This is a genomic window from Enterococcus sp. DIV0170, from assembly GCF_051710765.1.
GTDB classification, from domain to species: Bacteria; Bacillota; Bacilli; order Lactobacillales; family Enterococcaceae; genus Enterococcus_A; species Enterococcus_A raffinosus.
The window spans coordinates 2,887,835-2,912,616 of record NZ_JBIOLG010000001.1; the positions used below are offsets into that span (position 1 = coordinate 2,887,835).

27 protein-coding genes and 1 riboswitch are annotated in these 24,782 nt (G+C 41.8%); of the genes, 2 read left to right on the forward strand and 25 right to left on the reverse strand.

Going from position 1 to position 24,782, the window contains the following annotated elements:
- Nucleotides 1-4: 4 nt before the first annotated feature.
- From mreD to IGI50_RS13985, 17 genes are all read right to left on the reverse strand, one after another.
- Nucleotides 5-535, reverse strand: coding sequence for a rod shape-determining protein MreD (gene mreD / locus IGI50_RS13905; protein ID WP_010745321.1), 531 nt, complete (start codon nucleotides 533-535; stop codon nucleotides 5-7).
- Nucleotides 532-1,389 carry a rod shape-determining protein MreC gene (gene mreC, locus IGI50_RS13910; RefSeq protein ID WP_010745320.1) on the reverse strand — a complete coding sequence of 286 codons (858 nt, stop codon included), beginning with the start codon at nucleotides 1,387-1,389 and terminating at the stop codon, nucleotides 532-534. The genes mreD and mreC overlap by 4 nt, the downstream gene beginning before the upstream one ends.
- A 163-nt stretch (nucleotides 1,390-1,552) precedes the next feature.
- Nucleotides 1,553-2,191: a thiamine diphosphokinase gene (locus IGI50_RS13915; RefSeq protein WP_438777345.1), complete on the reverse strand. Its 639-nt coding sequence runs from the start codon at nucleotides 2,189-2,191 to the stop codon at nucleotides 1,553-1,555.
- Complete coding sequence (gene rpe, locus IGI50_RS13920; RefSeq protein WP_438777346.1) at nucleotides 2,191-2,841, reverse strand: ribulose-phosphate 3-epimerase; 651 nt, start codon at nucleotides 2,839-2,841, stop codon at nucleotides 2,191-2,193. Before rpe ends, IGI50_RS13915 begins: the two co-directional genes overlap by 1 nt.
- A gap of 73 nt (nucleotides 2,842-2,914) precedes the next feature.
- Entirely contained in the window at nucleotides 2,915-3,796 is an 882-nt protein-coding gene (rsgA, locus tag IGI50_RS13925; RefSeq protein WP_438777347.1) for a ribosome small subunit-dependent GTPase A, read from the reverse strand.
- 163 nt (nucleotides 3,797-3,959) lie between these two features.
- On the reverse strand, nucleotides 3,960-6,116 hold the full coding sequence (gene pknB / locus IGI50_RS13930) for a Stk1 family PASTA domain-containing Ser/Thr kinase (RefSeq protein WP_438777348.1): 2,157 nt from the start codon (nucleotides 6,114-6,116) through the stop codon (nucleotides 3,960-3,962).
- Nucleotides 6,113-6,856: a Stp1/IreP family PP2C-type Ser/Thr phosphatase gene (locus IGI50_RS13935; RefSeq protein ID WP_438777349.1), complete on the reverse strand. Its 744-nt coding sequence runs from the start codon at nucleotides 6,854-6,856 to the stop codon at nucleotides 6,113-6,115. Before IGI50_RS13935 ends, pknB begins: the two co-directional genes overlap by 4 nt.
- A 21-nt stretch (nucleotides 6,857-6,877) precedes the next feature.
- The gene (gene rsmB / locus IGI50_RS13940) at nucleotides 6,878-8,230 is read right to left on the reverse strand and encodes a 16S rRNA (cytosine(967)-C(5))-methyltransferase RsmB (protein WP_438777350.1); all 1,353 of its coding nucleotides are present in this window, start codon (nucleotides 8,228-8,230) and stop codon (nucleotides 6,878-6,880) included.
- On the reverse strand, nucleotides 8,231-9,172 hold the full coding sequence (gene fmt / locus IGI50_RS13945; protein ID WP_438777351.1) for a methionyl-tRNA formyltransferase: 942 nt from the start codon (nucleotides 9,170-9,172) through the stop codon (nucleotides 8,231-8,233).
- Complete coding sequence (gene def / locus IGI50_RS13950) at nucleotides 9,165-9,656, reverse strand: peptide deformylase (RefSeq protein WP_438777352.1); 492 nt, start codon at nucleotides 9,654-9,656, stop codon at nucleotides 9,165-9,167. Before def ends, fmt begins: the two co-directional genes overlap by 8 nt.
- Nucleotides 9,657-9,682: 26 nt before the next feature.
- Complete coding sequence (gene priA, locus IGI50_RS13955) at nucleotides 9,683-12,085, reverse strand: primosomal protein N' (RefSeq protein ID WP_438777353.1); 2,403 nt, start codon at nucleotides 12,083-12,085, stop codon at nucleotides 9,683-9,685.
- Between the two features lie 158 nt (nucleotides 12,086-12,243).
- Entirely contained in the window at nucleotides 12,244-12,546 is a 303-nt protein-coding gene (gene rpoZ, locus IGI50_RS13960) for a DNA-directed RNA polymerase subunit omega (RefSeq protein WP_010745310.1), read from the reverse strand.
- A gap of 4 nt (nucleotides 12,547-12,550) precedes the next feature.
- Complete coding sequence (gmk, locus tag IGI50_RS13965; protein ID WP_222226017.1) at nucleotides 12,551-13,165, reverse strand: guanylate kinase; 615 nt, start codon at nucleotides 13,163-13,165, stop codon at nucleotides 12,551-12,553.
- A gap of 111 nt (nucleotides 13,166-13,276) precedes the next feature.
- Complete coding sequence (locus IGI50_RS13970) at nucleotides 13,277-14,161, reverse strand: YicC/YloC family endoribonuclease (RefSeq protein WP_438777354.1); 885 nt, start codon at nucleotides 14,159-14,161, stop codon at nucleotides 13,277-13,279.
- A gap of 35 nt (nucleotides 14,162-14,196) precedes the next feature.
- Complete coding sequence (locus tag IGI50_RS13975; RefSeq protein ID WP_071862992.1) at nucleotides 14,197-14,412, reverse strand: YdbC family protein; 216 nt, start codon at nucleotides 14,410-14,412, stop codon at nucleotides 14,197-14,199.
- Nucleotides 14,413-14,436: 24 nt separating this feature from the next.
- A complete protein-coding gene (locus IGI50_RS13980; protein ID WP_438777355.1) occupies nucleotides 14,437-16,050 on the reverse strand; it encodes a patatin-like phospholipase family protein in 1,614 nt (537 codons plus the stop codon).
- Between the two features lie 121 nt (nucleotides 16,051-16,171).
- Nucleotides 16,172-16,876, reverse strand: coding sequence for a class A sortase (locus tag IGI50_RS13985; protein WP_010745305.1), 705 nt, complete (start codon nucleotides 16,874-16,876; stop codon nucleotides 16,172-16,174).
- A gap of 267 nt (nucleotides 16,877-17,143) precedes the next feature.
- Here IGI50_RS13985 and IGI50_RS13990 point away from each other — a divergent pair, with 267 nt between their 5' ends.
- The gene (locus IGI50_RS13990) at nucleotides 17,144-17,914 is read left to right on the forward strand and encodes a hypothetical protein (RefSeq protein WP_010745304.1); all 771 of its coding nucleotides are present in this window, start codon (nucleotides 17,144-17,146) and stop codon (nucleotides 17,912-17,914) included.
- A gap of 204 nt (nucleotides 17,915-18,118) precedes the next feature.
- On the opposite strand, the gene IGI50_RS13995 is transcribed toward IGI50_RS13990, so the two are convergent.
- The 5 genes from IGI50_RS13995 to IGI50_RS14015 all read right to left on the reverse strand — a co-directional run bounded on the left by IGI50_RS13995 (nucleotide 18,119) and on the right by IGI50_RS14015 (nucleotide 21,483).
- A complete protein-coding gene (locus tag IGI50_RS13995) occupies nucleotides 18,119-19,081 on the reverse strand; it encodes an IS3 family transposase (RefSeq protein ID WP_438777599.1) in 963 nt (320 codons plus the stop codon).
- Nucleotides 19,018-19,701 (reverse strand): helix-turn-helix domain-containing protein, encoded by a 684-nt coding sequence (locus tag IGI50_RS14000; RefSeq protein ID WP_010745472.1) that lies wholly within the window; start codon nucleotides 19,699-19,701, stop codon nucleotides 19,018-19,020. Before IGI50_RS14000 ends, IGI50_RS13995 begins: the two co-directional genes overlap by 64 nt.
- Before the next feature lie 88 nt (nucleotides 19,702-19,789).
- Nucleotides 19,790-20,374: an energy-coupled thiamine transporter ThiT gene (gene thiT / locus IGI50_RS14005; RefSeq protein WP_438777356.1), complete on the reverse strand. Its 585-nt coding sequence runs from the start codon at nucleotides 20,372-20,374 to the stop codon at nucleotides 19,790-19,792.
- A 49-nt stretch (nucleotides 20,375-20,423) separates the two neighbouring features.
- A riboswitch (TPP riboswitch) is annotated at nucleotides 20,424-20,522 on the reverse strand.
- Between the two features lie 67 nt (nucleotides 20,523-20,589).
- Nucleotides 20,590-20,952: a hypothetical protein gene (locus tag IGI50_RS14010; protein ID WP_010745302.1), complete on the reverse strand. Its 363-nt coding sequence runs from the start codon at nucleotides 20,950-20,952 to the stop codon at nucleotides 20,590-20,592.
- A 72-nt stretch (nucleotides 20,953-21,024) separates the two neighbouring features.
- Complete coding sequence (locus tag IGI50_RS14015) at nucleotides 21,025-21,483, reverse strand: low molecular weight protein-tyrosine-phosphatase (RefSeq protein ID WP_438777357.1); 459 nt, start codon at nucleotides 21,481-21,483, stop codon at nucleotides 21,025-21,027.
- Nucleotides 21,484-21,536: 53 nt separating this feature from the next.
- Between IGI50_RS14015 and IGI50_RS14020 the strand changes: the two genes are divergently transcribed.
- The gene (locus IGI50_RS14020; RefSeq protein ID WP_438777358.1) at nucleotides 21,537-22,505 is read left to right on the forward strand and encodes a 2-hydroxyacid dehydrogenase family protein; all 969 of its coding nucleotides are present in this window, start codon (nucleotides 21,537-21,539) and stop codon (nucleotides 22,503-22,505) included.
- A gap of 2 nt (nucleotides 22,506-22,507) precedes the next feature.
- Here the strand turns inward: IGI50_RS14020 and IGI50_RS14025 are convergent, their stop codons facing one another.
- Genes IGI50_RS14025 through ruvA form a run of 3 tightly spaced genes read right to left on the reverse strand, consistent with a single transcriptional unit; the run spans nucleotide 22,508 to nucleotide 24,703 of the window.
- Entirely contained in the window at nucleotides 22,508-23,083 is a 576-nt protein-coding gene (locus tag IGI50_RS14025) for a TetR/AcrR family transcriptional regulator (protein WP_438777359.1), read from the reverse strand.
- Nucleotides 23,084-23,094: 11 nt separating this feature from the next.
- Complete coding sequence (gene ruvB, locus IGI50_RS14030; RefSeq protein ID WP_010745298.1) at nucleotides 23,095-24,096, reverse strand: Holliday junction branch migration DNA helicase RuvB; 1,002 nt, start codon at nucleotides 24,094-24,096, stop codon at nucleotides 23,095-23,097.
- A 13-nt stretch (nucleotides 24,097-24,109) separates the two neighbouring features.
- Entirely contained in the window at nucleotides 24,110-24,703 is a 594-nt protein-coding gene (ruvA, locus tag IGI50_RS14035) for a Holliday junction branch migration protein RuvA (RefSeq protein WP_010745297.1), read from the reverse strand.
- Nucleotides 24,704-24,782 lie beyond the last annotated feature (79 nt).

A 24,782-nucleotide genomic window follows, 5' to 3' on the forward strand; every position in this document is an offset into this window, starting at 1 on the left:
TCCTTTATATACCAAGCTCTTCTTCTGGTGGACCAATCAAAATTTTCTCTAATGGGAAAATTAAAATTACAAAAGTTAGAATATTAAAAAGTAAGGTTGGACCCAAATATCTCGGGACAAAAAAGTCACTGCTGACCCCTGTTAAACCGAACACTGTTTGTAGCAGCAAGCTAATTAATTCAAAGAGCGTTACACTAATTACGACTGTAAAAAAAAGAGTCAGGATATTTTGTTGGATTGTTTTTTTGAAAAGATAGAACAGCATAACTAGCAAAGGGAAAATTACAGCATAAATCCCAATAACACCGATATAATACAAGTCATACAAAATCCCTAGAACTAAAGCTGTCCCTAACAAAAAACGTTCATTGACAACGCGTGAAATAATCATTAAGACTAGTAACGCTAAGTGCGCATTCGCAACGTATACATTATTCGTTAGCGACGCGATGATACGAGTGATATGCGCGTCTAGTAAAAATAAGAAAAATAATAAGAATGGCGTCATGTATTTTAAGGTTGTCCGTCTAATCATTCAGTCGCTCCCGCCATTCTTTGGATGATCGTTACGACTGAAATATCATACATCTGAGCATAAGGTTTTATATAAACCTCGCGATATCCGTAACTATCTGATTTCACCTTAGCAACGGTTCCTATAGCCAGATCCGCTGGAGAATTCCCACCCAAACCTGATGTTTGAACGACATCGCCTTCTTTGATATTCTCTTCTTCAGTAATTTCTGAAGCAATCAGCTGTTGGCTTTTCACATCATACTTCTTCAAAACACCGAAGGAATTTCCTTTATCTGAACTTATTTTTACTGGAAAATGATTGCTTGTTTTATTATCTGACGTTAATAATTGAATCTTAGATGAATGAGCATTCACTTCCATCACTCGTCCAATCAGACCTTTTTGGGACATAACGGCCATATTGCCTTCAACGCCATCACTGCTGCCTTTATCTACGATCAGCATATCCTGCCACGTATCAGGAGAACGCGTAATAACATTTGCTGTAACCTTTTCATAGCTGGTTAAGGTCTGATTCAGTTCCAACTCATCTTTTAGGCGTTCAATTTCTTGCGCTTGATTCTTTGTTTGCTGTTTTACTTCATCGTATTGATCGACTTCACTTTTCAGCTTTTCGTTTTCATCATAGGTATTGATCAAATTGGAGACAGATTGAACTCCGCTGCTAAGCCAACGTCCTGGTGCAGTAATTACTTTATCAAAAACACTGATCGTATCGTTTACAGTTGATTGAACGATGTTCGTATCACTGTCTTTTGCACGATTTGCTGCTGTAATCGAGACTGTTGCAACAACAATAATAACAACAATTAATAGGATAATAATATTCTTATTTGGATTAAACTTTCTCACTTAGGCACCTCTGAACGCTATCTATAATATAGATTGAATTTTACCACTAAACGCAGGGATTAAAAAGCACGGGCGGTTGATTTTAAAGAATTTTAGTATCTCTTGAAAACAAAAAAAAGCAGCAGAATCATTTTTGGAAAAAACGATTCTTAACTGCTCTAGTTTAAACATCTCGACTTTGTATCACAGCGATTAATCCTTCTGAAAAATGAACTTCGGCATCTCCGACTAGAAACTCATTGCTCGCTAGACTGGTCGGCTGTAAAAAATCTACCTTCGAAAGCTCATACTTTACATTTTTCAAAGACAATTCTTTAACGGGAGTCATGCAGCAGAAGGCCAAATAGTCCATGTCAGGAACTTTTTTGATACAGTGCTTTCCTGGCGCTATATAGCTCACGAGGTTGCCTTGATCCGCGATCTTTATTTGAGATAAAAAAGGCGAAAAACGTGGTTCCGCTCCTAACCATAGGTTTGCCAACAGATGATCTAAGCGTCCGCCAGTTGCTCCAATCAAAGTAACAGTCGCCTTTGGAAACCGTTCAAAGGTCTTTACTAAGGCGAGCTGAGTATCCGTATCATCCTTTTCCGCTGGAGAAGTCGATACTTCGTCGACTGCTTCAAACACTTCTTTTTTTTCGTCTTCGGTCAAAGAATCAAAATCTCCGATTGCTATATCCGGCACCATTCCTCGACGCAAAAGGAATAGGTTGCCTCGGTCAATACCGATGATTTTATCAAATGGCTGTGAAAAAACAGGCCAGTGACTAGGGTCACCGCCTGCAACAAGTAAAACATTCATTAATCGATCGCTGCCCGCAATGCATCGATTTTTTCTTGCGGATTCTCTGCGTCATAAATATATGAGCCTGCAACAAAGACATCTGCACCTGCTGCGGCACATTTTTTGGCCGATTCTGGTTGAATGCCGCCGTCTACCTCGATTTCATAATGATAGCCATGCTCTTTTCGTAAACGATCCAATTCTGCAATCTTCTCAACTTGACTCTCGATGAAGGATTGTCCGCCGAATCCCGGATTCACTGTCATTACGAGGATTTGATCTACGTCCCCTAAAACATACTTGATTGACTCAACAGGTGTGCCTGGATTTAGCACAACACCTGGTTTTACACCTGCCGCTTTAATCATTTGTACCACCCGATGGATGTGCGGTGTAGCTTCCACGTGAGCCATAATGATATCCGCGCCTGCCTTAGCAAAATCATTAATATAATTTTCAGGATTAGCGATCATCAAGTGGACATCCAACGGTAATTTTGTCACTGGTCGCAACGCACTAACAACAACCTGTCCAAAAGAAATATTTGGAACAAAATTTCCATCCATCACATCAATATGAATGTAATCAACACCTGCTTCTTCCACCATTTTTACTTCTTCGCCTAGTCGTGCAAAGTCTGCACTTAAAATCGATGGGGCAATTTTCATAGTCTGTACTCCTTTTCCGTTTTCATTTATTTATTAAAAATAATTCCGATATAAACCCTGCTTCATGATAAAATCATTTATTTTTTTTATACACCGGTCGACGTTTTTCGATTTCCTGTAAAAACTGCAAGTAATTATCGTAGCGTGTTTGAGCAATCTTTCCTTCTTCCAAGCGATGCTTCACCTCACATCCAGGCTCTTTTACATGACGGCACTCACGAAAGCGACATTCTGGTGCTGCGGCACGAAATTCTGGAAATTCCTTTGGCAACTCCTCAGCAGAAATTTCTAAGAAATCAATCGAGCTAAAACCAGGTGTATCCGCAACTAGACCGCCAAATAAATCTAACAACTCCACGTGTCGTGTGGTGTGACGGCCGCGTCCTAACGATTCAGATATTTCACCTGTCTCTAAATTCAGATCTGGCGAGACATCATTTAGTAAGGTAGATTTTCCAGCACCCGATTGTCCCATGAAAACCGTCAGCTTATCCGCAAACAGATCTGTTAATTTTTGCTTATCTTGTTCCCCGTCAATAACCGGGTAGCCAAGCGGTTCGTAAACTGCACGAATCTCTTCAACTAAAGCTTGATCAGCGACCAAATCTGTTTTAGATAAATAAATAATAGGATGAATATATTTATTTTCCAGTGTAACTAAAAATCGATCCAGTAAATTGTAAGAAAAATTCGGTTCTACCAAACTCGTTACAACAACGCCTTGATCAACATTAGCCACCGGCGGACGAACCAGCTCATTTTTTCGCGGCAATAATTCAAGAATATAGCCCTCGCTGTTTTCTTCGCTGCTAAAAACCACTTCATCGCCAACTAAAGGTGTCAGTTTCTTTTTTCGGAAATTTCCTCGTGCACGTGTTTGATGAACCTTTCCTTCACTTGCAACATAATAAAAACCACTTAAGGCTTTACGAATCTGTCCCTCGATCCGTCTCATCTCCTTTTTTCGTATCAAACAATTAGAATCTCTCTGCTACTCTAATAACAAAAAAACAACGTCCATAAATTCAGTCTTATTGTAGCATACTTCAAAATCAATTTCAGTACAAATGACCTAAAAAACCTTTCCTGACTATTTCAGGAAAGGTTTTTCTGTAATTCTAAGGTACAGTAATTGTTTCAGCTTTTTGAACAGTCTTAGTTACAGCTGATTTGCCGTCTCGTTGGACCTCGATTGTAGCCGAACCGCCTTCTGTAGTTGTTACAGATACGGTTTGCTCGGTTGAGGGAGTATTTTTATCTAATTTGAAATTCAATACTTGTGTGGAATTCGTATTTTTCGCATCCTTCAACATTACTGTAATTGTATCTTGTTGATCTTCAGGTCCTGTAAATTTAGCTGAGATTGTTACATCAAATGTATTCTCCTTATTTTCTGGACCTCTAGAAATATAGACTGTTACAGTATCCCCAGCTTTTAATGATGTTGAGCCTGCACCAGGATCCGTCCGTGTGACTTTGCCTTCTTCAATATCATCTGAGTATTCCTGCTGTTCAGAGTACTTCAATCCAAGATTTGATATTGCTGCTTCTGCTGAAGCCTTATCTTGTCCTGTAAGATCGTCTAATTTAACATAGTTTGAACCAGAACTGACCTTTAAAGTAATCGTGTCTTTTGCAGTCAATGCCGTTCCACTAACTGGGTCTTGACTGACCACTTCCTCTGCTGGAACAGTCTCACTTGATACATCGACACGATTGATTTGACTCTCTGTGAGACCAAGCTGCAATAAACTTTGTTTAGCTGCCGCATAAGTCATCTGAGAATAATCCTCGATTTTAAATGTCTTAGGTCCATCAGAAACCTCCAGAGTAATTTGGTCTTCTTCTGGATCAACTTTTGTCCCTGCCTTTGGATCTTGCGATAAAATTTGATTTTCCGGAGCAGTATCGTCATTAACTGGCTTAATGCGGATATTTTTCTCTAAAAATCCAATTTTTTCCAATTCTTCTCTTACGTCATCGATCATGTCACCTTTATAATCTTTCAACGTTACCTTTTTCGTCCCTGAACTGATATACAATCGCACAGGACGATTCTTCTTGATCATGGTTCCTGCCTCAGGACTCGTTTTGACAACATTTCCTTTTTTGATCGTATCACTCGGCACTTCATCTGTTTTGCTATCAACAGTTAATTTGGCCGCTTTTAAGGCTGTTCTTGCTTCTGCCTCCGTCATATTTTCGACTTGCGGAATGGACACTTCTGCTGAACTTGTTAAGAGATAGCCAACTCCCCCGCCGATTGCTAACATCAACAATAGAAAGAGCGCAATAAGGCGCTTCTTGCCTTTTTTCTTTTTCGGCTTTTCCTCTGGTACTGGCGGTTCTTCCTTAGGTTTTTCAGCCGGAATATCTTCTGGTTGAATCGGTGTCAGCACTTTTGTTTCATCCAACATTGCTGTTGGCCGCCAAGGCAATTCGTTTGCTCGTTCTGCCGACAAAGCAGTTGAAAGATCGGCCGCCATTTCCTCAGCGGTTTTATAGCGATCAGCGGGCTCTTTCGCCGTAGCATGCATCACGATATTTTCCAAAGCTTGCGGGACTTCTGGATCAAATCCCTTTACCGACGGCATCTCGTCTTGAAAATGCTTTAACGCGATTGTGACAGCAGATTCCCCATCAAAGGGAACACTGCCGGTGATCATCTCATAGAGAATAATCCCTAAAGCATAAATATCTGATTGTTTGGTCGCCATACTGCCGCGGGCCTGTTCTGGAGAAAGATAATGTACAGAACCCAGCATAGAATTTGTTTGGGTCAGAGAGGTTTCAGATAAGGCGATCGCAATACCGAAATCCGCGATTTTTACTACGCCTGCCTGATCCATCAAAATATTTTGCGGCTTCAAGTCACGGTGAATAATCCCGTGGGCATGAGCCAAGCTGACTGCAGATAGAATTTGTTCCATGATATCTACAATTTTTCCGTAAGGGATCGGTGAACGCGTTTGAATATAGCGTTTTAGATCCATTCCCTTCACGTATTCCATGACCAAATACTGCATACCGCTCTCTTCATCCACATCGTAGACACCTACGATATTCGGATGAACCATCTCTGTCGCCGCCAGCGCTTCTCGCTGAAAACGCCGGATGGCAGTTTGATCATTTTGAAAGTCGAAACGTAATATTTTGATGGCAACATCACGATCCAAAATTAAATCGTGGGCCAAAAAGACGTTTGCCATACCGCCACTGCCGATATTAGCAATAACTTTATAACGTCCATTGACCAATTTGCCTATTTCAATCATGGACGAGCCTCCCCTTCGAAGTGGATCAGCAAGACGGTGATATTATCCGCACCGCCGGCGTCATTAGCGGCATTGATTAATTGCTTTGTCTTTGCCTCCAATGTTTGATCACTTTCCACGATTGCAAGAATATTTTCTTCACTTACCATATTAGTCAGCCCGTCTGAACACAGTAGTAAATAATCATCCTTGCGGCACTCGTGCTCTGAGACATCCGTTTTGATCGTTCCAGCTATCCCCACTGAACGAGTTAATACGTTTTTTTGCGGATGAATGGCTGCCATCTCTTTTGTGATTTCACCAGATTTCAACAGCTCATTCACTAATGAATGATCATCCGTCAACTGCTGCAACTGATTGTTTTGGATCAAGTATGCCCGACTGTCACCGACATGAGCTAAAACAAATTTATCATCCAATAGAGCTGTACTAACAATCGTTGTTCCCATCCCTTGCATTTCCGGATGAGCAACGCCTTCTTGATAAATCGCCTCGTTAACATTTTGTATCTCTTTTAAAAACCACTGCGCAGCTTCATCTGGCTGTGCAATCGTCGAGGTCGACCAAGCAGCGCCTAAACCGTCAACAGCCATTTTGCTTGCTACATCGCCAGCCAAATGACCGCCCATGCCATCGGCTAATATCGCCAAATACATTCCTGCTTGATTAGTAAAAACATTCGCATAGTCTTGATTCATGTTACGCCGCTTGCCGATGTCTGATTGAAATTGAATCTCCATCTTTTTGTCCACCTCGTTTATCTATTTTTTTCGCATTGCACAAATAAAGAAGCCATCTGTCATAAACATTTCTGGGTATAAAACCAACATTTGCTCATGAATCGCCGGCTCTAATTTCGTTTCTAGATCTAATTCAATTTTTTCAAAATCAAGGTGTGCCGCTAGAAATTCCGCGATCACTTTTTGATTCTCTTCTTTAGCAATTGTACATGTACTGTATACCATAATTCCACCAGATTTCAACGTGGGAGCGCAATTCTTTAAAATTTCTAGTTGAATTTTGGGTAATTGAACAAAATCCTGTGGTTTTTTCTGGTATTTGATATCTGGTTTCCGACGCATCAGGCCCAATCCTGAACAAGGCGCATCCACTAAAATACGGTCAAAGCTTTCTGGCGCAAAATTCTTTGATGCTTCCCGAGCGTCCATCTTTTTTGTCACTACGGTATCGGACACCCGTAAACGTTCCGCGTTTTCTCTGACCAATTTCAACTTGTGATCATGGATATCCAAGGCCGTTACAGACCCTTCATCCTGCAACAAAGAAGCAATATGCGTCGTTTTTCCTCCAGGAGCTGCGCAAGCATCTAAAACTTTTTGCCCCGGAGCTACTTGTAACGCCTGAGCCACTAGCATAGAGCTCTCATCTTGAATCGTTAACCAGCCATTTTGAAACAGCTCGCTTCCGGCTAAAAAGCCTTTATCTGCAATGATTCCATAGGGAGTTAGTTCACTGATACGAGCTTCAATCCCATCTTCTTCCAAGGCCTCAATCGCTTCAGCCCGGGTCAAAAAGCGCAAATCAATTCGGGCACTGACACGACTCGGCTCTAATAAGGATAAGCCTAGCTTGCGTGTTTCCTCTTCACCGATCTCTGCCACAAATTTTTCCGTTAAAAATCTTGGCAGACTGATTTCAGTTGCTAAACGTTCGATCGGATCTTGAATCAAGTCTAAGGATGGAACGCCTTCACGCTGGATAGACCGCAGAACACCATTCACAAATTTACCTGTTCCAGGATTGCCTTTGGCCTTCGCGATTTCGACCGCCTCATTAATAATCGCGTGGTCAGGCACTCGATCCAAGTAGAGCATTTGGTAGACAGACAGTTGCAATAAACTTCTGACCCATGGATCAACTTTTTTCGCTTTTTTTATAAACGGTTCGATGTCATAGGCCAATAAAAGCTGACGACTGATGGTGCCGTAAACAAGTTCTGTCAGCAAAGCTGTATCCTTGCCATCCACTTGATTTTTCTGGATCAATTCATTTAATAGCAGATTTGAATACGCACCACCACGATTAATTCGTTCAATTGCTTCAAGCGCTGTAAAACGAACAGAACGCAATAATTTTTTAGGAATCTTTGCCATCTAGTCCACCTGCTGTCCTTCAGCTACAGCTTGTCCACTGCCGTTTAAAAAGGCTTGAATCGTTTGCTTCGCTTTTCCAGCCGGCTGCAGTTCATCTATTGCCACTACTGTGCCGTTTCCACAAGCAATGTGCAAAGCCTTTTTGGTACGAGAAACAATGGTTCCAGGAGCTGCTGTCGTGTTTTCCTCCAAGGGGGTTGTATGAAAAATTTTCCACCGAGTCCCTTCATAGGTTGTAAAGGCCACTGGCCATGGATGCATCCCCCGCACCTGATTATCAACTTCTTCAGCCGTCTTCCGCCAGTCGATCGCTTCTTGATCACGGCTGATGTTTGGAGAAAAGGTCGCCTCTTCTTCATTTTGCGGCGTTGGTTTCAAATCACCTGAAATTATTTTAGGCAGTGTTTCTAAAAGCAATTCTTTTCCGACTTGGCTTAGTTTTTCAAACATAGTACCGACATCATCTTGTTTCGTAATCGCGATTTTTTGCTGACTGAAGATTCCGCCAGCATCCATTTTCTTAATCATTTCCATGATGGTCACACCTGTTTCAGCTTCACCTTCCATGATTGCATAGTGGACTGGAGCCCCGCCACGATATTTTGGCAATAGTGAGGCATGAACATTGATTGCGCCTAATCTAGGTACTTGCAACAATTTTTCTGGTAAGAATTGTCCGAAAGCCGCGGTAATCAATAAGTCTGGTGCTAGCTCTTTGATTTTTTCCATTTCCGGCGATCCGCTGATTTTTTCTGGTTGTAAAACTAAGAGCTCATGCTTTAATGCTGCTTCCTTTACTGGTGTTGGCGTAATGATTTTTTTTCGTCCAACTGGGCGATCTGGTTGGGTAACGACCGCAACAACCTCGTAGTCTGCTTCAATCAAGCTTTCTAAAATCGGCACTGAAAAGGCCGGAGTTCCCATAAATACAATTTTAGTCATCGGCATGTTCCTCCATATAACGTTCTAAATCTTCTGGTTCGATCTTTTCGATTACTTGGTCAATAAACAGTTTTCCATCTAAATGATCAATTTCATGTTGAAAGGCACGAGCTAGATAACCATAGGCCGTCACTTCCATCTCCGAACCCTCACGGTCATAATATCGTACAGTTACTTCATCAGCACGTTCGACCGTTCCATATGTTTCTGGTATGGACAAGCAGCCCTCGACATCGATACTGGTCCCTTTGCTTTCAATGATTTCTGGATTAATAAAATCAAAGCGATCGCCTTCTTCAACTTCAACGACAGCGATTCGTATATTTTTTCCGATTTGGGGAGCAGCAAGTCCGATCCCATCATGAGCCACCATTGTCTCATACATGTCATCTAATAAAGCAACGATCTCATCCGTAATGTATTCAATTGGTTCAGCCTTTTTCAATAGACGCTCGTCTGGGTGAATAATAATTGGGTAACGCATTAAACGTCCTCCTTCGTTGTAGCTTCCTAAATAAAATACATAGGTTCGTTGTCAATTGCGATCAATAAGCCTTGCCGCTGATCTTTTTGACTCACTTGCAGAATATCTTCTAAGGTCGCTTGTAATGTTGGTTCATTTTTATATTTAATGATTAATTGATAGTAATAGCGATTCTTTATTCGTAAAATAGCTCCAGGCGTTGGTCCTAACAGGATGCTTTGCGGACTTAATTGTGTCCGAATTTGCTCCGCTAACTGGAAGGCTTTTTGTGCCGCCCGCATCTCTTCCTGATGGGATACCGTTACTTTCACTGTATAGTAATAAGGCGGATAATCCGTTTGATGTCGAATCCGCATTTCTTGCTGGAAAAAACTTTCATAGTCATGATGTTGAGCCAGCTGGATAGTGTAATGCTCTGGGTTAAAGGTCTGAATAACTACCTCACCGGCTTTGTCTCCCCGTCCTGCACGACCACTGACCTGCGTTAACAATTGGAAGGTTCGCTCACTAGAACGAAAATCAGGCAAATTTAAAGCCGTATCCGCATTTAGCACACCAACCAATGTGACATTAGGGAAATCCAACCCTTTGGCAATCATCTGAGTTCCTAACAAAATATCCGCTTCCTTATTGCCAAAAGCGTTCAATATTTTTTCATGTGCACCCTTCCGCCGCGTCGTATCGACATCCATCCGCAAAACACGTGCTTCCGGTATTAGCTGCTCCAGCTCTTCTTGGACTTTCTCTGTTCCTGTTCCGAAGTAGCGAATCTTGTCCTTGCCACAATTTGGACAATGATGAGGAATTCTTTCTTCATGTCCGCAGTAATGACAGCGCATCGTTTTCGAATCCATATGGAGCGTTAAGGATATATCGCAATTCGGACAAGGCAGGACAAACCCGCAATCCCGACACATAACAAACGAGGAGTAGCCTCGACGATTTAGCAAAAGGACGCTTTGTTCTCCTTTAGCTAAGCGATCTCGTAATTTTTCTTCCAATACTTCTGAAAAAGAAGAATTTAAGCGACGCTGCATTTCTTCTCGCATATCAATAATTTCTACAGTCGGTAATTTTGCTTGAGAATTGGCTCGTTCTGTCAGCTTCAGCAGGTGATAAACGCCCTTTTGCCCTCTTGCTCGTGACTCTAATGAAGGCGTGGCGCTCCCTAAAACAACTGGACAGCCATGGTATTTCCCCCGCCAAATCGCTAAATCTCTTGCATGGTAGCGAGGAGATTCCTCTTGTTTATAGCTTGTCTCATGCTCTTCATCAATAATGATCACCCCAAGATTCTCAAGAGGGGCAAAGATAGCCGAACGAGCACCTACGACAACATGCGCTTCACCACGTTCCAGCTTGCGCCATTCATCATATTTCTCTCCCTGTGACAAACCACTATGCAAAACGGCCACTTCACTGCCGAAACGAGCTTTGAAGCGTGTCGCCATCTGCGGCGTCAAGGAAATCTCCGGCACTAGCATCATCGCCGTCTGTCCATTTGCCAGCACGTCTTGGATGACCTGCAAGTAAACCTCGGTTTTTCCGCTGCCAGTCACACCCTCCAAAAGAAAAACTTGGTGCTCCTGCGCGGTACTTTTTTGACTGATCGCTTCATAGGCAGCTCGTTGTTCGTTGTTCAGTTCTAATGCTAAGGTTTGCTTGATCTCTCTTTCGGCATATGGATCACGGTATTTTTCAACCGCGACAAAGGCCAACCAGCCTTTTTTCTCTGCTTGATTCAGATTGGCTAGTGAAAAATCCTCCGCTTTCATTTGCTTGACCGAAATCAGCGCTTCATCAGTGAGAGCGGCTAGATAGTCCAACAGTTGCTCTTGTTTATAGGAGTTTTTCCGTAACTCTGCCTTTAACTGATTGACGGAGGCTTGCTCAAAGGTTCGTTTGATATAGCGTTCCGTTTTTATTTTGTTTTTCGTATGAACTTCATAGCGCAATTCAACGATACCTTGCTCACGTAAGTCGGCTAGCTCCTTCAGCCATCCTTGAGCTTCTGCTTCTTCCCAAGTTAACGAGTCTGTATCACCAAAATACTTAGCTTGAACTGCTGGGGCATCATCTATGAGATATAAGCGTTTTTGATAATCAGCCTTCATCACACTAGGAAGCATCGTTTGCAAACAAGTCACCTTAAATGCAAAGGTGGTTTCCTTCATGTAATCAGCTAATGCCAATAACTCTTTATTTAACACAGGCGCTAAATCTAACACGCGAATAATCGGCTTCAAATTGTCTGGAAGAGGTTCAGTGGCCTGCTCAAAGCCAACAACAAATCCTTGGACATGCCGTGGGCCAAAGCCGACCTCTACACGCATCCCGACTTCTACCGCTAATTGAGGCGGGATCAAGTAGCTAAACGGCTGATCTGTCTGCATTGATGGCACATCTACGATTACTTGTGCTAATTTCATTTTTCCGCCTCCATTCTTGAATAGTGTACTAAATATTCTATATGTACGTCTAAGTTTACGAAAATATGTAGGGTACTCTAACACAAAAAGAAGGGACTGCGCCAAAAGTATTTGGTACAATCCCATTTACACTTCATCAGCGAGAAAGGTTTCTACGCTTAGTTTTGTTCGTTGCGAATACGAGCTTCTAAGTCACGTTGATCGCGTTCACGCTGCAGGTGACGTTCCTCTTCTTCCATTTTCAAACGTTCCCGTTTGATTTCTGGATGTGGATCATTAATGACCGTTCCTGCGTCAATTTCTTCCAAAGCCTGTCCAACGCTTTTTACAGATTCAAATGAATCTAAAGTCGGTTGTGCCCCTGCGTCTAATTCATGTGCGCGTTTGCTGGCTAAAATTACTAAAGAATATTTTGAATTCACATGGTCTAACAACGTATCGATTGAAGGTTTTAACATCATAAGCTTATATCTCCTTTAACATTTTTATATATTTTCCAATGACTCGGTCAACTCGGTAATGTTCACTGACAATAATATCTTTGATACGATCAACAGCTTTTGGTACTTGATCGTTAACGACTGCATAATCATAAAGAGCCATCATCTCGATTTCTTGACGCGCGACACGCATCCGTTCCTCGATTACTTCAGGGCTATCGGTACCTCGTCCGACGATCCGGGCCTTTAATTCTGCCAAATCCGGCGGTGTTAGGAAAATAAAGACACCATCGGGGACTTTTTCTTTTACCTGTTGGGCACCTTGCACTTCGATCTCTAAAAAGACATCTTTGCCTTCGTCCAATGTTTGGTTCACATAAGTCAGCGGTGTGCCATAGTAATTGCCAACATACTCAGCATATTCCAGCATTTCGCCTGCTTCGATCATGGCTTCAAATTCTTCTTTGGTACGGAAATAATAATCAACTCCGTCGACTTCCCCTTCCCGCATCGGACGGGTGGTCATTGAGACAGAGTATTGAAACTCATTATCATCTCTTTCAAAAATGGCTTTTCTGACCGTTCCTTTACCTACTCCGGAAGGTCCCGACAATACAATCAACAGTCCTCGTTCAGACATACTAACGCCCTTTCATGCTCTTTTTAGCTAACGCCTATTGTGCACTTTTTTTGTGAATATTTCAAGGGGTATCGTCAAGCTGTCGGCTATTTCTTATGAAATTTCACGCAACTACTCAACATTTTGAATCTGTTCACGGATTTTTTCTAGAATTGTTTTTAATTGAACGACAATATCCTTAATTTGAATTGGACTTGATTTTGAGCCGATCGTGTTGACCTCACGATTCATCTCCTGCAATAAGAAGTCTAATTCTCGTCCTACTGGGTCTGTTGTTTCTAAGAGTTGCGCGAACTTCTCCAGATGAATAGTCAAACGATCCAGCTCTTCATGAATGTCGCCGCGTTCTAGTAAAATTGCTAATTCTGTCAACAAACGATCTTGATCTACTGTGTTGCCTAGGTACTCTTCTAGCTTTGCTTGATAGCGTTGTTGAAAATCTGCTTCATACTCCGTCACGAAGCCTTTTAGTTCAGCCACTAAGCGCTGAACTTTGTTGCCATAATCCAATAACACTTTTTTGATTCCTGTCCCCTCATGTTCGCGACTGACAGCTAATTGTGTAAAAGCCTCCTTCGCTACTGTTTGGACCAATTCCTTTAAGGTGTCTTCTTCTGTCGGCTGATCGACCAATGTAACAAAATCCGGTTGCTCCATCGCCTTAATTAATACCTGATCCACTGGAAAATCTACGACGCCAAAATGTTCTCTTCCGCCACTTTGCAGCTCAGTAACTAATTGCTGCAGCAGCTCCCAATCGACTGAAACTTTTTTATTGCCGCTTTTTAACGGCGTTAAATTGATAAATGCATCCACTCGACCACGTTGAATTTTTTCCTTCGCGATTTTGCGAATCTCTGCTTCAAAAGGATTGAGTTCTTTTGGCATTCGAATCTGCAAATCTAAAAAACGATTATTGACACTTTTTAATTCAATATTCAGCTCATAAGCCTCGTTCGCCTGAGCTGCCTGACCATAGCCTGTCATACTTTTCATTTTGCTTGTTCCCTTTCTTTGGAAAAAATCACACCCTACATCTTGCTTAAGGTTTCTTTTAACACAGCGAATTCCTCGTTGCTCAATGTGACACCCTTGCCCATTTTTTCATGGTCTGGTGCCCAGTCGCGTAAATCAAACTTTGGCGGACGCTCGTTCCAGCTTACAAGATTCAACTCTTTACGCCAGCCTTTCGGATTTTCTGATAATACGGCAATTTCTTCCACGATTTCATAATTAAATTCTGCCATTGTACTTCCTCCAACTTTCTATTCTTATACTTCTTCACGGATATATCGAAAGAAAAGTGCCAGCAAAGTCGGGATCGGCCAGCGACGGTAAGCTGTTTCTAACGATCCTTTTTGCTGATAAATCTGTAGTACCTGATAATAATCTGTAAACACATTGTGGGTTTCAATAAAATCTTCAATTTGCTCCTGAACCGAATAATTCGCGTTCAACTTAATTGGCATTTCAAACTGCTTCAGAATAATATCGATGAATTCTTCGGGCGTATAAACCTTTACTGGCGAGACATTCACCCAATAGGCGAAAAACTCTAAAAACGCCAAACTCAGCATTTCTAACGGCACATCCTGACCAAAAAACTTCCGCAGCTCAAGATAGATCGCCTTCTTGTCTACTGCAATTTTATCTTTTAGAAAACGGATGAACGCTTTGGTAATGGGTTCAAAATCCGCGTGACAACTGAAAAAGTATCGATACCCTTGTAGTTCACCGAATACCCGTTTAGCCTCTAGGTACCCTAAATCTATATTTTCTGACGAGCGATCGCTTTGAAATAGTAATAGGTCTCCTAAACTCCAAGGACTCGCCAAAACCACTTCAGCCACCTTATCTGGCAAACGATACTTTTTATCCAACCCTGGACCGTGCACATCCACTACAATCAATTCCGTTATTGGCGTTTGTAAAGCAATGTCTACAGGTAAATTATTACGATAGCCGCCATCGACATAAAGCTCGCCCTTGATTTTTGCCATCGCCATCATAGGAAAAAACGCCGCAGATGCCAATAACCAATCAATAATTTCATCCTCTGGACATCTATGAATCGGAACAACCACCTCTTGAAACACCGGAACTTTAGTCGTGACGACATAAAACGGACAGCCTGAGTGAATTTTTTGCGCCTCTAATCGTTCTTCCAACAAGCGCCTAAGCGGTTCTGAGGAGACGCCACGCTGTTGCAAAGACGTTCGAATAAAGGTACGCAACTGATCCACCTGCGCTGAAAAATCCAGTACCTCCACTTCTTTGAAGGTTATATCCAAAACTTTATCCGTTTCGATCTCTTCCCACAAGGCGAGTGCCTGATTATAATCACCTTGCGCAATTAATGCTCCGTTCAACCCGCCAACAGAAGTTCCAGTGATCACCTCAAACTGAATATCTTTTTCCAGCAGGGCCTTCCAGACACCAATTTGATAGGCTCCACGGGCGCCACCGCCACCCAACACCAATCCTGTATGATAGACGAGCACTTTTTTCCAAACGCCCGCTTCTAATTGATAGCCTTTGGCCGCTAGCCATTGCTGCAAAATTATATTTGCTTCAAGTTTTATGTAGAGCGCCCGCTTAAACTGCTGCCGAGCAGCCTTTTCCAAAAATAAAAAAGCTGTCTCCCAGCCAAGCTCACGTGATATCAGCAAATTATTGATTCGCCAGCCATCGTCCTCATCAATTTTCTCAATTAGCAACCATTGAGATTTGTTTTGAAGCCAATAGCCCCGCCCCTTTTTTACAGCTTCTAGATACTCAGAACGTGCTTCTCCATGGGAACTATAAAAGGGAAAAAGCAATTGTACCTGTTGAAATTTTTCCCAAACCATTAACAAATCTGATACGTATACTCGTTTTAGGTCCATCGCTTCCTCCCCGATTTAGTCTGCAGCTCTAAAGCTCAACCTGTTTGTTTTAGTATAGCAGAAATTTTCCTGCAACAAAAAACTTCAAGGCGCGCCTTGAAGTTTTTGACTAACTAGTCGATCAATACGTTTTTTGTTCCATTTCAAATGCCTTACGCATCGTATCTGTGGCATTGTTGACAGGGGTCATAGCTACCAAATCCCCCTGGACGATGATCCGCGTTACCCCTTCAATTTCACCGCAAGTAATCAGCGTAACTTGCTGCTTATCAGGGTGAACATCTAAATACTTCACTTCTGTTGGCTGTACTCGAACCTTGAGTGTCGTCTTATAGGTATAGATATTGTGTAAATCGGTTAAATAGATCAGATCGCCCTCTTTGACACTTTCCAACGGCGTGAACAAAAGCCCCGGACGGTCGGCACGATGACTGGCTAAAGCGTAATTTCCTTCGCCCATTTTTTGATCAGGAGACAATGTTCCAGCCCCATATAAAAGAACCTCATTGGATAGCCCTTTAAAAATCGGCAGGTTGATCTCCACCGACGGAATAGCGATCCCGCCAATCACTGGCAGCCGTTTATTATCCAATTGTGCCTGCAAGACAGCTTCCGTGCTGGCTGGCTGAACAGCATCAAAATCAAAGGATGCTTCTTCTTCCATATTTTTATCAATCTCCGCACGATCCATTTTCGCTACAGCATAGCGGTCGCCATTATATTGCATTAAAAAATACTTAATTTGATTGTTAAAAATCAAGGCCAGTCCGACTAACAGTAATAAGAAAAGAAAAATATTAATCAGCCAATTTCTTTTTTTCTTCATCTCGATCCTCCCGCATTCTCTTGCTAATCATATCATACTCCGTTCCATCTCGTGAGACTACTTTCACTTAATAGAGAAAAAATTAAAAAAAGAAATAAATACATTAGAAAGTTGTTATTTATTAAAATGATTTTAATTGTTAAAAAAGTGCTTCAATGTTGCAATTTTTAAGGCCTTTGTAATCTAATTTTAAAATAAAAGATACGAGCTTTTTTTTTATTAATGGGTTAAAATGATTGTGACGACTATTAGAAAGGGTGAAAATTTGTGCCAGATACGTTATTTGCTTATATCGATTCCACAAGCAATGCTGTGCTTTCAAAAGGTTTTTCACCCAACGATTTTGTCGATGGCATCGTTCACCAACCTAAACATTTGTTATTGCTAGACCCTGTCGCAGAAGCTGGTGAATACGAGCCACATACAGGATTGAAGATCGTTAATGGTCCAGAACAAGTCCAACAGTTTTTTACTACTAAGACATTCACTCATTCGAAAGGAACCAAGTGGATCGATTTTAATGATTTAGCGATGTTAAAAGAACTGACTCCATTAGAAATTTCAGAATTACTCTATTTTGGGCATATGCGGACACATCTGCATTCTCCCTTCTTCTATAAACTGCAAAACAATTTCGTTTACTTCAACCTAGGGAACGAAACCATGCGTGTCTACTACCGTTACTTAGATGAGTTTTATCGCATCCTTGCTAGCAAATTGACTCGAATCGTCTTAGAAAAAGTCAATGATCGTCGGTCCTTCTTCCGAAAAGGCTCCTCGGTCACGCCCTTAGATGGAGAACTGTTGAAGGAATTATATCCAATTTTACAGGAAGGCGCAATTTTCTGCCTTGATCTGTCAGAATTGAAAAATAAAATCTATCATATCCCTATTTTCTTATCTGATGAAAAGGGATGGCGACGTAGTCCAAAAAATTATAAAAAAGAACAGCAGATCGCAGAGATTACTTACGATACAGCCAAACAAGTATGGGCTTTAGAGGTCGAAAATGACGATCCTGTCTTCTCTTTCCGTTAATAGTGTTCAAAAAAGCATTTGTCCTTAATGGTGGGCTACCCGTCAATAGGACAATGAAATAATGAATGATTTTTAGAACTACTCTTCGCTTCTTGAAGAGTAGTTTTTAACTTTTCTAAGAAACAACTACCGCGCTGCCGCTTGGTTGGTCATGCGTTTCAAACACAAAACAAAGGACGTTTTATGTTTGAAACGCACGAATGATTAGGCTGCTTCGTAATACAGATTGTGATACTCCATCGGTGTCAACACATGTAATTTTCGTTGATAGCGCCCATTGTTGTAATAGTCCATATAATTCGCAATCATCGTGACTAGTTCTGTACGACTCGTAAATTTCTTGCCGTAATATTTTTCTCGTTTGATCATTCCCCAAAACCCTTCCATCGGACCATTATCGATACATTTTCCAACACGAGACATGCTTTGCGTCATTTCAGCTTCAATGACTCTGTTATAAAAATTCTGATGCGTATATTGGAATCCACGATCGCTATGAAAGAGCGGGTGAGCATCAGGTTCTGTTTCGATTGCTTGATCGAAGGTATCAAAGGCAATATTCAGGTCATTGGTATCACTAATGACGTAAGAAACAATCCGACGATCATAGAGGTCTAAAATCGCGCTTAAATAAACCTTGTGGATTTCTGGTCCCTCATAATATTTGAATTCCGTTACATCCGTTAGCCATTTTTGATTCGGCGCTTCGGCAGTAAACTTACGATCTAAAATGTTTTCGGCGGTGTGGTAGGGATGATTCGCTCCTTTTGTAATACTGTTGGCAGAGTGTTTGATGGTCGACTGAATCCCTTCATGTCGGCAGATACGCAACACGCGTTTGTCATTGACATGAATATCGTGTTCTCGAAGCAAGTCATTATTAATCCCGCGATACCCTTTTTCAGGATGTTCATTATGAATGATCCGTATAACTTTCGCCAATTCCATGTTTTCTAGCGTCCGTTCACTATAGGGATGTTCGATCCATCGCAAATAAGCCGAACGAGTGACACTCATGATTTTACACATGGGTAAGATGGCATAGGCTTTTTCTTCGTGAAGTTCTTTGATTGCTTCGTAAGCAACTACTTTTCTGACTTGTCCTAGCGATCCCTTCTTTCTAATTCCTTTACTTTTTTTAACAGGTCGATCTCCATCTGTTGGTATTTTACTTGTTCTTCGAGTTGAGCGATTCTGATTTGCGCGTCTTCCTCTGGGGTGCGACTTTCTTGTTTGGCTTTTCGTTGTCCACGACGATCTTCTAAACCGGCCTTGCCTTTTTTTTCGTAACGCTTTACCCAATTGTAGAGATTGGCATATTTCACTTGGTATTTGACTGCGGTCCCGCTGTAATCATAGTCATTTGCGATACAATACAGGACCATTTCTACACGTTCTTCCAAACTGAATTTTTTTGTTTGTCTCACGTTGCTTCCACCACTTTCTGATTTGAAGTCTCCATGAGTATTATATCTCTTAATCCAGTCTCGAAGTTGAGTTGTACTTCTTAATTCGTATCTTTTAGCTACTCTCAATAGGCTGTCTGAGCCATTCAGATAATCAAGAACGGCTTCAAGTTTTAGTTCCTTTGAATATCCCTTATTCTTTCTTGTGGCAATCAACCCAGCAGGACCTTCGTTTTCATAAATTGCGCACCATCGTTTCAACGTAGTGGAACTAATTCCAGCTTCTTTAGCGGTTCGAGCTGATCCTCGTTCTCCATTCAAATACTGTTTAACAAACTGTACTCGTTTTTCCACAGTAAGTTTCATCTGTCTTTTTCCCATAATAAATACCCCTAACTAGGACTTAATTATTTCTTTGTCCTAGTTAGGGGTAGCATATCATAAACAGACAAATGCTTTTTCTTATTTATTAATGGCTTTGCTTTTGAATGAGCTTAGTATCCTTTGGCAAATATAGTTGCGGAGCCTTTTCTGCAACGAGAACTGCAACAATCGCAGTTACGACGGCAGTCGCTACACCGCTGACTCCATTCATAACTAACGAGAATATCCACGGATTCATTCCCCATAAAGCATAGCTGCCCCAGAAGACCACCCCTGCAATAAAATGCCAGAAAAATCTTGCTCCTGTTCCCACAAGAGAAGCTAGAATAATATTTTTTCGAACGCTCCACATATTTTGTTCAGCTAAACTTTGTTGCACCTTCTTTGCATACAAGCCGGCAAATCCCGCAAAAGTAAAAGCAATTGGGTATTCAATCAAAACCTGTATCACACTTAGGTAAACGACCTGACTTGCTGGAAAATGCAAAATCCCCCAAATAAACGCCGACATCAAGGCCGGCTTCAAGCCTCTGCGTAATGCAAACAATGTCAAGGGGATCATCCCTAAAGAAATCGTAAAACTGCTGCCGATGGTTGTGGGAATAAACGACAATACTAGCGACAAAGCCGCCACCACTGTGCCTTCCACTAAAATTCTTGTCTTGTACATAAAAAAACTCCTCCTTTTGAACATACAGTCCACAAAGGAGAAGTAAATATCTTTACTTCATCACAATTCCTACGCTCGAATAACCGAAACAGGTACTAGGGTTTAGAGTAATCTCAATCTCAGCCCGAGGGCTCCCCTTTGCGACAGTATTATTCTATTTTGATACACCCAGAGTATAGCAGATGTCCGCCCACTCGTAAAGGTATTAATTACTTTTAACGCGAAATACTTTCTTGATCTCCGCTTGGCGATAGAGTTGTAACCTTCTTGATTCGATCGATCGTCAGCATTACTAGCTGATTTTCTTGTGTGCGGATAACAATTGATTCATTGGTTACTACTTTTGGCAGCCAGCCTGAAATTGTTTGGAATTTTTCTTCATCTTTTTCATCTTGAACCTGAATGACTACTAAACTATTCTGTAGAGCCGCCATCTTCAGTTTGAGAAAAATATTCTCATTTGCTTGCTCTTGAGCGCGTTTTTCAGCAGAATCATTCAAAAAATCCGAGATGAAACGATACGATGAATTCGAAAACAGCTTGATTAAATTCTTTTTGGGCTTCTCGTTTTTAGACATTCAGCTTCCTCCTATCAAGAGCATGGTTGTGTAGTATGATTTTACTTAAATTCACGGGAAAAAACAAGGAATCTAGCCTTTTTCAAAAAAAGTTAACCATTCGTTTAAACCTTTTTGAATTAAATCATAAGTTTCTTCAAAATTCCCTGTATACCAAGGGTCTGGAATGCTCTCCCCAGCGTGTCCCGGAACGCGATCTAAATACAAATAAATCTTTTCTTCGGTTCCAGCAGGTGCCATCGATTCTAGATCATAAACATTTTCTTGGTCCATCCCGATAATGTAATCTGCATCATAAAAATCTTGTTCCGTCACTTGGCGTGCGCGCATTCCCTTAGTAGAGATATCATGCTGAGTCAATATTTTCTGGGTTCCTCGATGAGGCGGGTTGCCGACTTCCCAACGACTGGTCGCTGCGGAATCCACTTGGAACTGCTGGTCTTGCTTTTTTTGAAAGGCATCACGGAAAATGGCTTCTGCCATTGGTGAACGGCAAATATTCCCCATGCAAACAAATAGAATCTTTTTCATGTTCGTCCTCCTGTGCTATAGTCAATTTATTGAAATGAAATGGGGGATTGGAAATGAGTAAAATTTATCTTTCCGCCAAACTACCTGGGCTTGGCACATCATTATTGAAAGAAGCAGCCCTTGAGTATCATGTTTATGAAGGCAGCGGGTTAATTTCGAAAAAGGAATTGATCGAAAATATCGCTGATTGTGACGTACTGATCTGTCCGCTTTCCACTCAAGTTGATCGTGAAGTCATCGATGCTGCCCCGCATTTAAAGCTGATTGCTAACTTTGGAGCAGGCTACAATAACATCGATACGGCTTATGCAAAAGAAAAGAACATCTATGTAACAAATACCCCAGTAGTCTCTACTAATGCTACAGCAGAATTAACCGCTGGTCTAATCATCGCCTTGTCTCGTCGAATCGTCGAGGGCGATCGTTTGATGCACGACAAAGGTTTTGATGGTTGGGCACCGCTTTTCTTCTTGGGTCATGAACTGAAAGGCAAAACCTTAGGAATCATCGGTATGGGACAAATCGGACAAGCCTTGGCACAAATGATGAACGCTTTTGGGATGAACATCCTTTACAATCAACGGCATCCCCTACCTTCTGAATTAGAGGAAAAATTACAGGCTACCTACGTATCCCAAGAAGAAGTATTCCAACAAGCCGACATTTTGACGTTGCATGCTCCCTTGACAGAGGCTACCCGTCATCTCGTTACTAGCGAAACCTTTAAACAAATGAAAAACAGTGCCTTCTTAATCAACGCAGCCCGCGGGCCACTAATTGATGAAGAAGCTTTGCTCCAAGCATTGAAGGACAAACAAATCGCAGGGGCTGCTTTAGATGTTTATGAATTCGAGCCTAAAGTTACTGAAGGCTTGAAAGAATTGTCTAATGTGATCTTGACTCCGCATATCGGCAATGCCAGTGTGGAAGCTCGAGACCAGATGGCGGAAATCGTCGCGAAAAATGCGATTGCCATCAAAAATCAAAAACCTGTCAAACATATCGTTAACGGACTGGACTGAGCTTAACGCTCATTCCAGTCTTTTTCGTATAATCGATAGGCAAAAAACTCAATGTCCTTAGCAAAACGGAACAGTTGCGCCGCAATTGTGATTGGCGGCTGATCCGCTCCAGCCAACAACCAGTCAACCAAAATCCCACCGCAGCCATGAGCTAAAAAGCGAGCATAAAACTCTTTATCGGTTGGAGAAAGCTCTCCCTCTTGGTCCACCTCATCAAATAGACGCACGAACAAGCGCTGCGCCAACTCATTAAATTCTTTTGTGAGTACTTCTGGATTCGCCGTTACGGTATTCAAATAAAACTGATGACAAACCTGCATTTCTTTTAACATTTTCAGAACGGATTCTTCCCAATTGGTCAAAGTCAACTCGTCAGAAACTAGATACTGCAATCCTCGTTGATAGTATGCATAATGAAGCAGATCATTTTTGTCCTTGAAGTGATAATAAAATGTTTGGCGGTTTAAGCTGGCCATCTGACTGATATCTTGAACAGTTATTTTGTCGTATTTTTTTTCTTGGCACAATGCAACTAGTGATTGCACAAATGTTTCTTTGGTCGCTTTTCCTTCCGCCATCTTTTCACCTTCTATGCTTGATAAGGATAATTGAAATGTTCATAAGCCAACGGTGTTGCCATACGGCCCCGCGGCGTTCGTTTGATAAATCCTTTTTGAATCAGATACGGTTCGTACATATCTTCTACTGTTTCACGTTCTTCCCCGATATTTACTGCCAAAGTGCTTAACCCTATCGGTCCGCCATGATATAGTTCGATCATTGTTTTTAAAAGCTTCTGATCGACGTAATCTAATCCAGCTTCATCCACCTGCAATAAACGTAGTGCTTGATCCGCAATGGATTGATTGATCACACCGTCTGATTGCACTTGAGCAAAATCACGAATCCGTTTTAACAAACGGTTAGCAATTCGAGGCGTCCCCCGTGATCTTCGAGCGATCTCAACCGCTCCTTCTTCCACAATCTCTGTTTGGAAGATATCCGCCGAGCGCAAGACAATCTCCCGTAAATCTGTTTCCTCATAATATTCCATATGTGAAATGATCCCAAAGCGATCACGCAATGGCGCAGAAAGCATTCCTGCACGTGTCGTTGCACCTACTAAAGTAAATGGCGGTAACGGAAAATGAACCGGATGAGCAGTCGGCCCTTGCCCTACCATAATATCAACATAGTAATCTTCCATCGCTGAATATAAGGTTTCCTCCGCCACTCGCGGCAATCGATGAATCTCATCGATAAATAGTACATCTCCCGGTTCTAACTCATTCAAAATCGCGACTAAATCTCCCGGCCGTTCAATTGCAGGACCGCTGGTAGAGCGAATCTGCACATCCATCTCGTTCGCGATTACCATCGCCATCGTCGTTTTCCCTAACCCTGGCGGTCCGTAAAGCAGAACATGGTCTAACGCTTCCTGACGATTCTTCGCCGCCTCGATATAGATCGTAAGCTCTTGCTTAACCTTATCCTGACCGATATATTGTGCAAGATAACGAGGACGCAACGATTTTTCTAAACTTTTATCACTCTCATCCGCATCCGGCGAAAGTAAACGTTCTTCATCCATCTAAGTCGCCCTCCTATTTCTTCATCATTAATTTCAAAGCTGCCCGCAAATAATCGTCGGTGTTTTGCAGTGTTTCTTTTTCCAGTACTTTTTCGACTTTCTTGATCTCTTTTGGACTGTAGCCCAAGGCTTGCAGAGCTTCCATCGCTTCAGCCAGCGCAGTATCATCATTGCCTTCATAGAACAAGGACATCGGATCATCCACCAACTCAGCCAGCTTGCCTTTTAGATCCAAGACCATTTGCTGAGCCGTCTTCTTGCCAACTCCCGGGAACTTCGTCAGATAAGTCACGTCTCCAGCCTCGATAGCCTGAATCAGCCCTTGGTGATCTTCATTTGCCATAATTGCTAATCCGCTTTTTGGTCCGATCCCCGAAACAGAAAGCAGACGTAAGAATAGTTCTTTTTCCGCCAAGGTTTCAAAACCGTATAATAAATGTGCATCCTCGCGAATGATCTGCTGCACATAGATTGTCACAGACTGCTCCATTTTACTGCTGTAGCGATAAGGATTTCCTAACGCGATTTGATAGCCGATGCCATTGACATCCAATACCACATAGCTTGGACTGATGAAGGTCAATCGACCTGTAATATATTCGTACATAATTAATCCTTTCTGATTGTAAGGAATGTTTCCTATACCTGTAATCCGCAGTAATTCCTGTTTAATAAAATCAAGTATT

Coding starts and splice junctions, on each gene's coding strand:
- mreD (WP_010745321.1), bottom strand. CDS start 535: ATGATTAGACGGACAACCTTAAAATACATGACGCCATTCTTATTATTT.
- IGI50_RS13915 (WP_438777345.1), bottom strand. CDS start 2,191: ATGAATGTTTTACTTGTTGCAGGCGGTGACCCTAGTCACTGGCCTGTT.
- rpe (WP_438777346.1), bottom strand. CDS start 2,841: ATGAAAATTGCCCCATCGATTTTAAGTGCAGACTTTGCACGACTAGGC.
- rsgA (WP_438777347.1), bottom strand. CDS start 3,796: ATGAGACGGATCGAGGGACAGATTCGTAAAGCCTTAAGTGGTTTTTAT.
- pknB (WP_438777348.1), bottom strand. CDS start 6,116: ATGATTGAAATAGGCAAATTGGTCAATGGACGTTATAAAGTTATTGCT.
- IGI50_RS13935 (WP_438777349.1), bottom strand. CDS start 6,856: ATGGAGATTCAATTTCAATCAGACATCGGCAAGCGGCGTAACATGAAT.
- rsmB (WP_438777350.1), bottom strand. CDS start 8,230: ATGGCAAAGATTCCTAAAAAATTATTGCGTTCTGTTCGTTTTACAGCG.
- fmt (WP_438777351.1), bottom strand. CDS start 9,172: ATGACTAAAATTGTATTTATGGGAACTCCGGCCTTTTCAGTGCCGATT.
- def (WP_438777352.1), bottom strand. CDS start 9,656: ATGCGTTACCCAATTATTATTCACCCAGACGAGCGTCTATTGAAAAAG.
- priA (WP_438777353.1), bottom strand. CDS start 12,085: ATGAAATTAGCACAAGTAATCGTAGATGTGCCATCAATGCAGACAGAT.
- rpoZ (WP_010745310.1), bottom strand. CDS start 12,546: ATGATGTTAAAACCTTCAATCGATACGTTGTTAGACCATGTGAATTCA.
- gmk (WP_222226017.1), bottom strand. CDS start 13,165: ATGTCTGAACGAGGACTGTTGATTGTATTGTCGGGACCTTCCGGAGTA.
- IGI50_RS13970 (WP_438777354.1), bottom strand. CDS start 14,161: ATGAAAAGTATGACAGGCTATGGTCAGGCAGCTCAGGCGAACGAGGCT.
- IGI50_RS13975 (WP_071862992.1), bottom strand. CDS start 14,412: ATGGCAGAATTTAATTATGAAATCGTGGAAGAAATTGCCGTATTATCA.
- IGI50_RS13980 (WP_438777355.1), bottom strand. CDS start 16,050: ATGGACCTAAAACGAGTATACGTATCAGATTTGTTAATGGTTTGGGAA.
- IGI50_RS13985 (WP_010745305.1), bottom strand. CDS start 16,876: ATGAAGAAAAAAAGAAATTGGCTGATTAATATTTTTCTTTTCTTATTA.
- IGI50_RS14000 (WP_010745472.1), bottom strand. CDS start 19,701: ATGGGAAAAAGACAGATGAAACTTACTGTGGAAAAACGAGTACAGTTT.
- thiT (WP_438777356.1), bottom strand. CDS start 20,374: ATGTACAAGACAAGAATTTTAGTGGAAGGCACAGTGGTGGCGGCTTTG.
- IGI50_RS14010 (WP_010745302.1), bottom strand. CDS start 20,952: ATGTCTAAAAACGAGAAGCCCAAAAAGAATTTAATCAAGCTGTTTTCG.
- IGI50_RS14015 (WP_438777357.1), bottom strand. CDS start 21,483: ATGAAAAAGATTCTATTTGTTTGCATGGGGAATATTTGCCGTTCACCA.
- IGI50_RS14020 (WP_438777358.1), top strand. CDS start 21,537: ATGAGTAAAATTTATCTTTCCGCCAAACTACCTGGGCTTGGCACATCA.
- IGI50_RS14025 (WP_438777359.1), bottom strand. CDS start 23,083: ATGGCGGAAGGAAAAGCGACCAAAGAAACATTTGTGCAATCACTAGTT.
- ruvB (WP_010745298.1), bottom strand. CDS start 24,096: ATGGATGAAGAACGTTTACTTTCGCCGGATGCGGATGAGAGTGATAAA.
- ruvA (WP_010745297.1), bottom strand. CDS start 24,703: ATGTACGAATATATTACAGGTCGATTGACCTTCATCAGTCCAAGCTAT.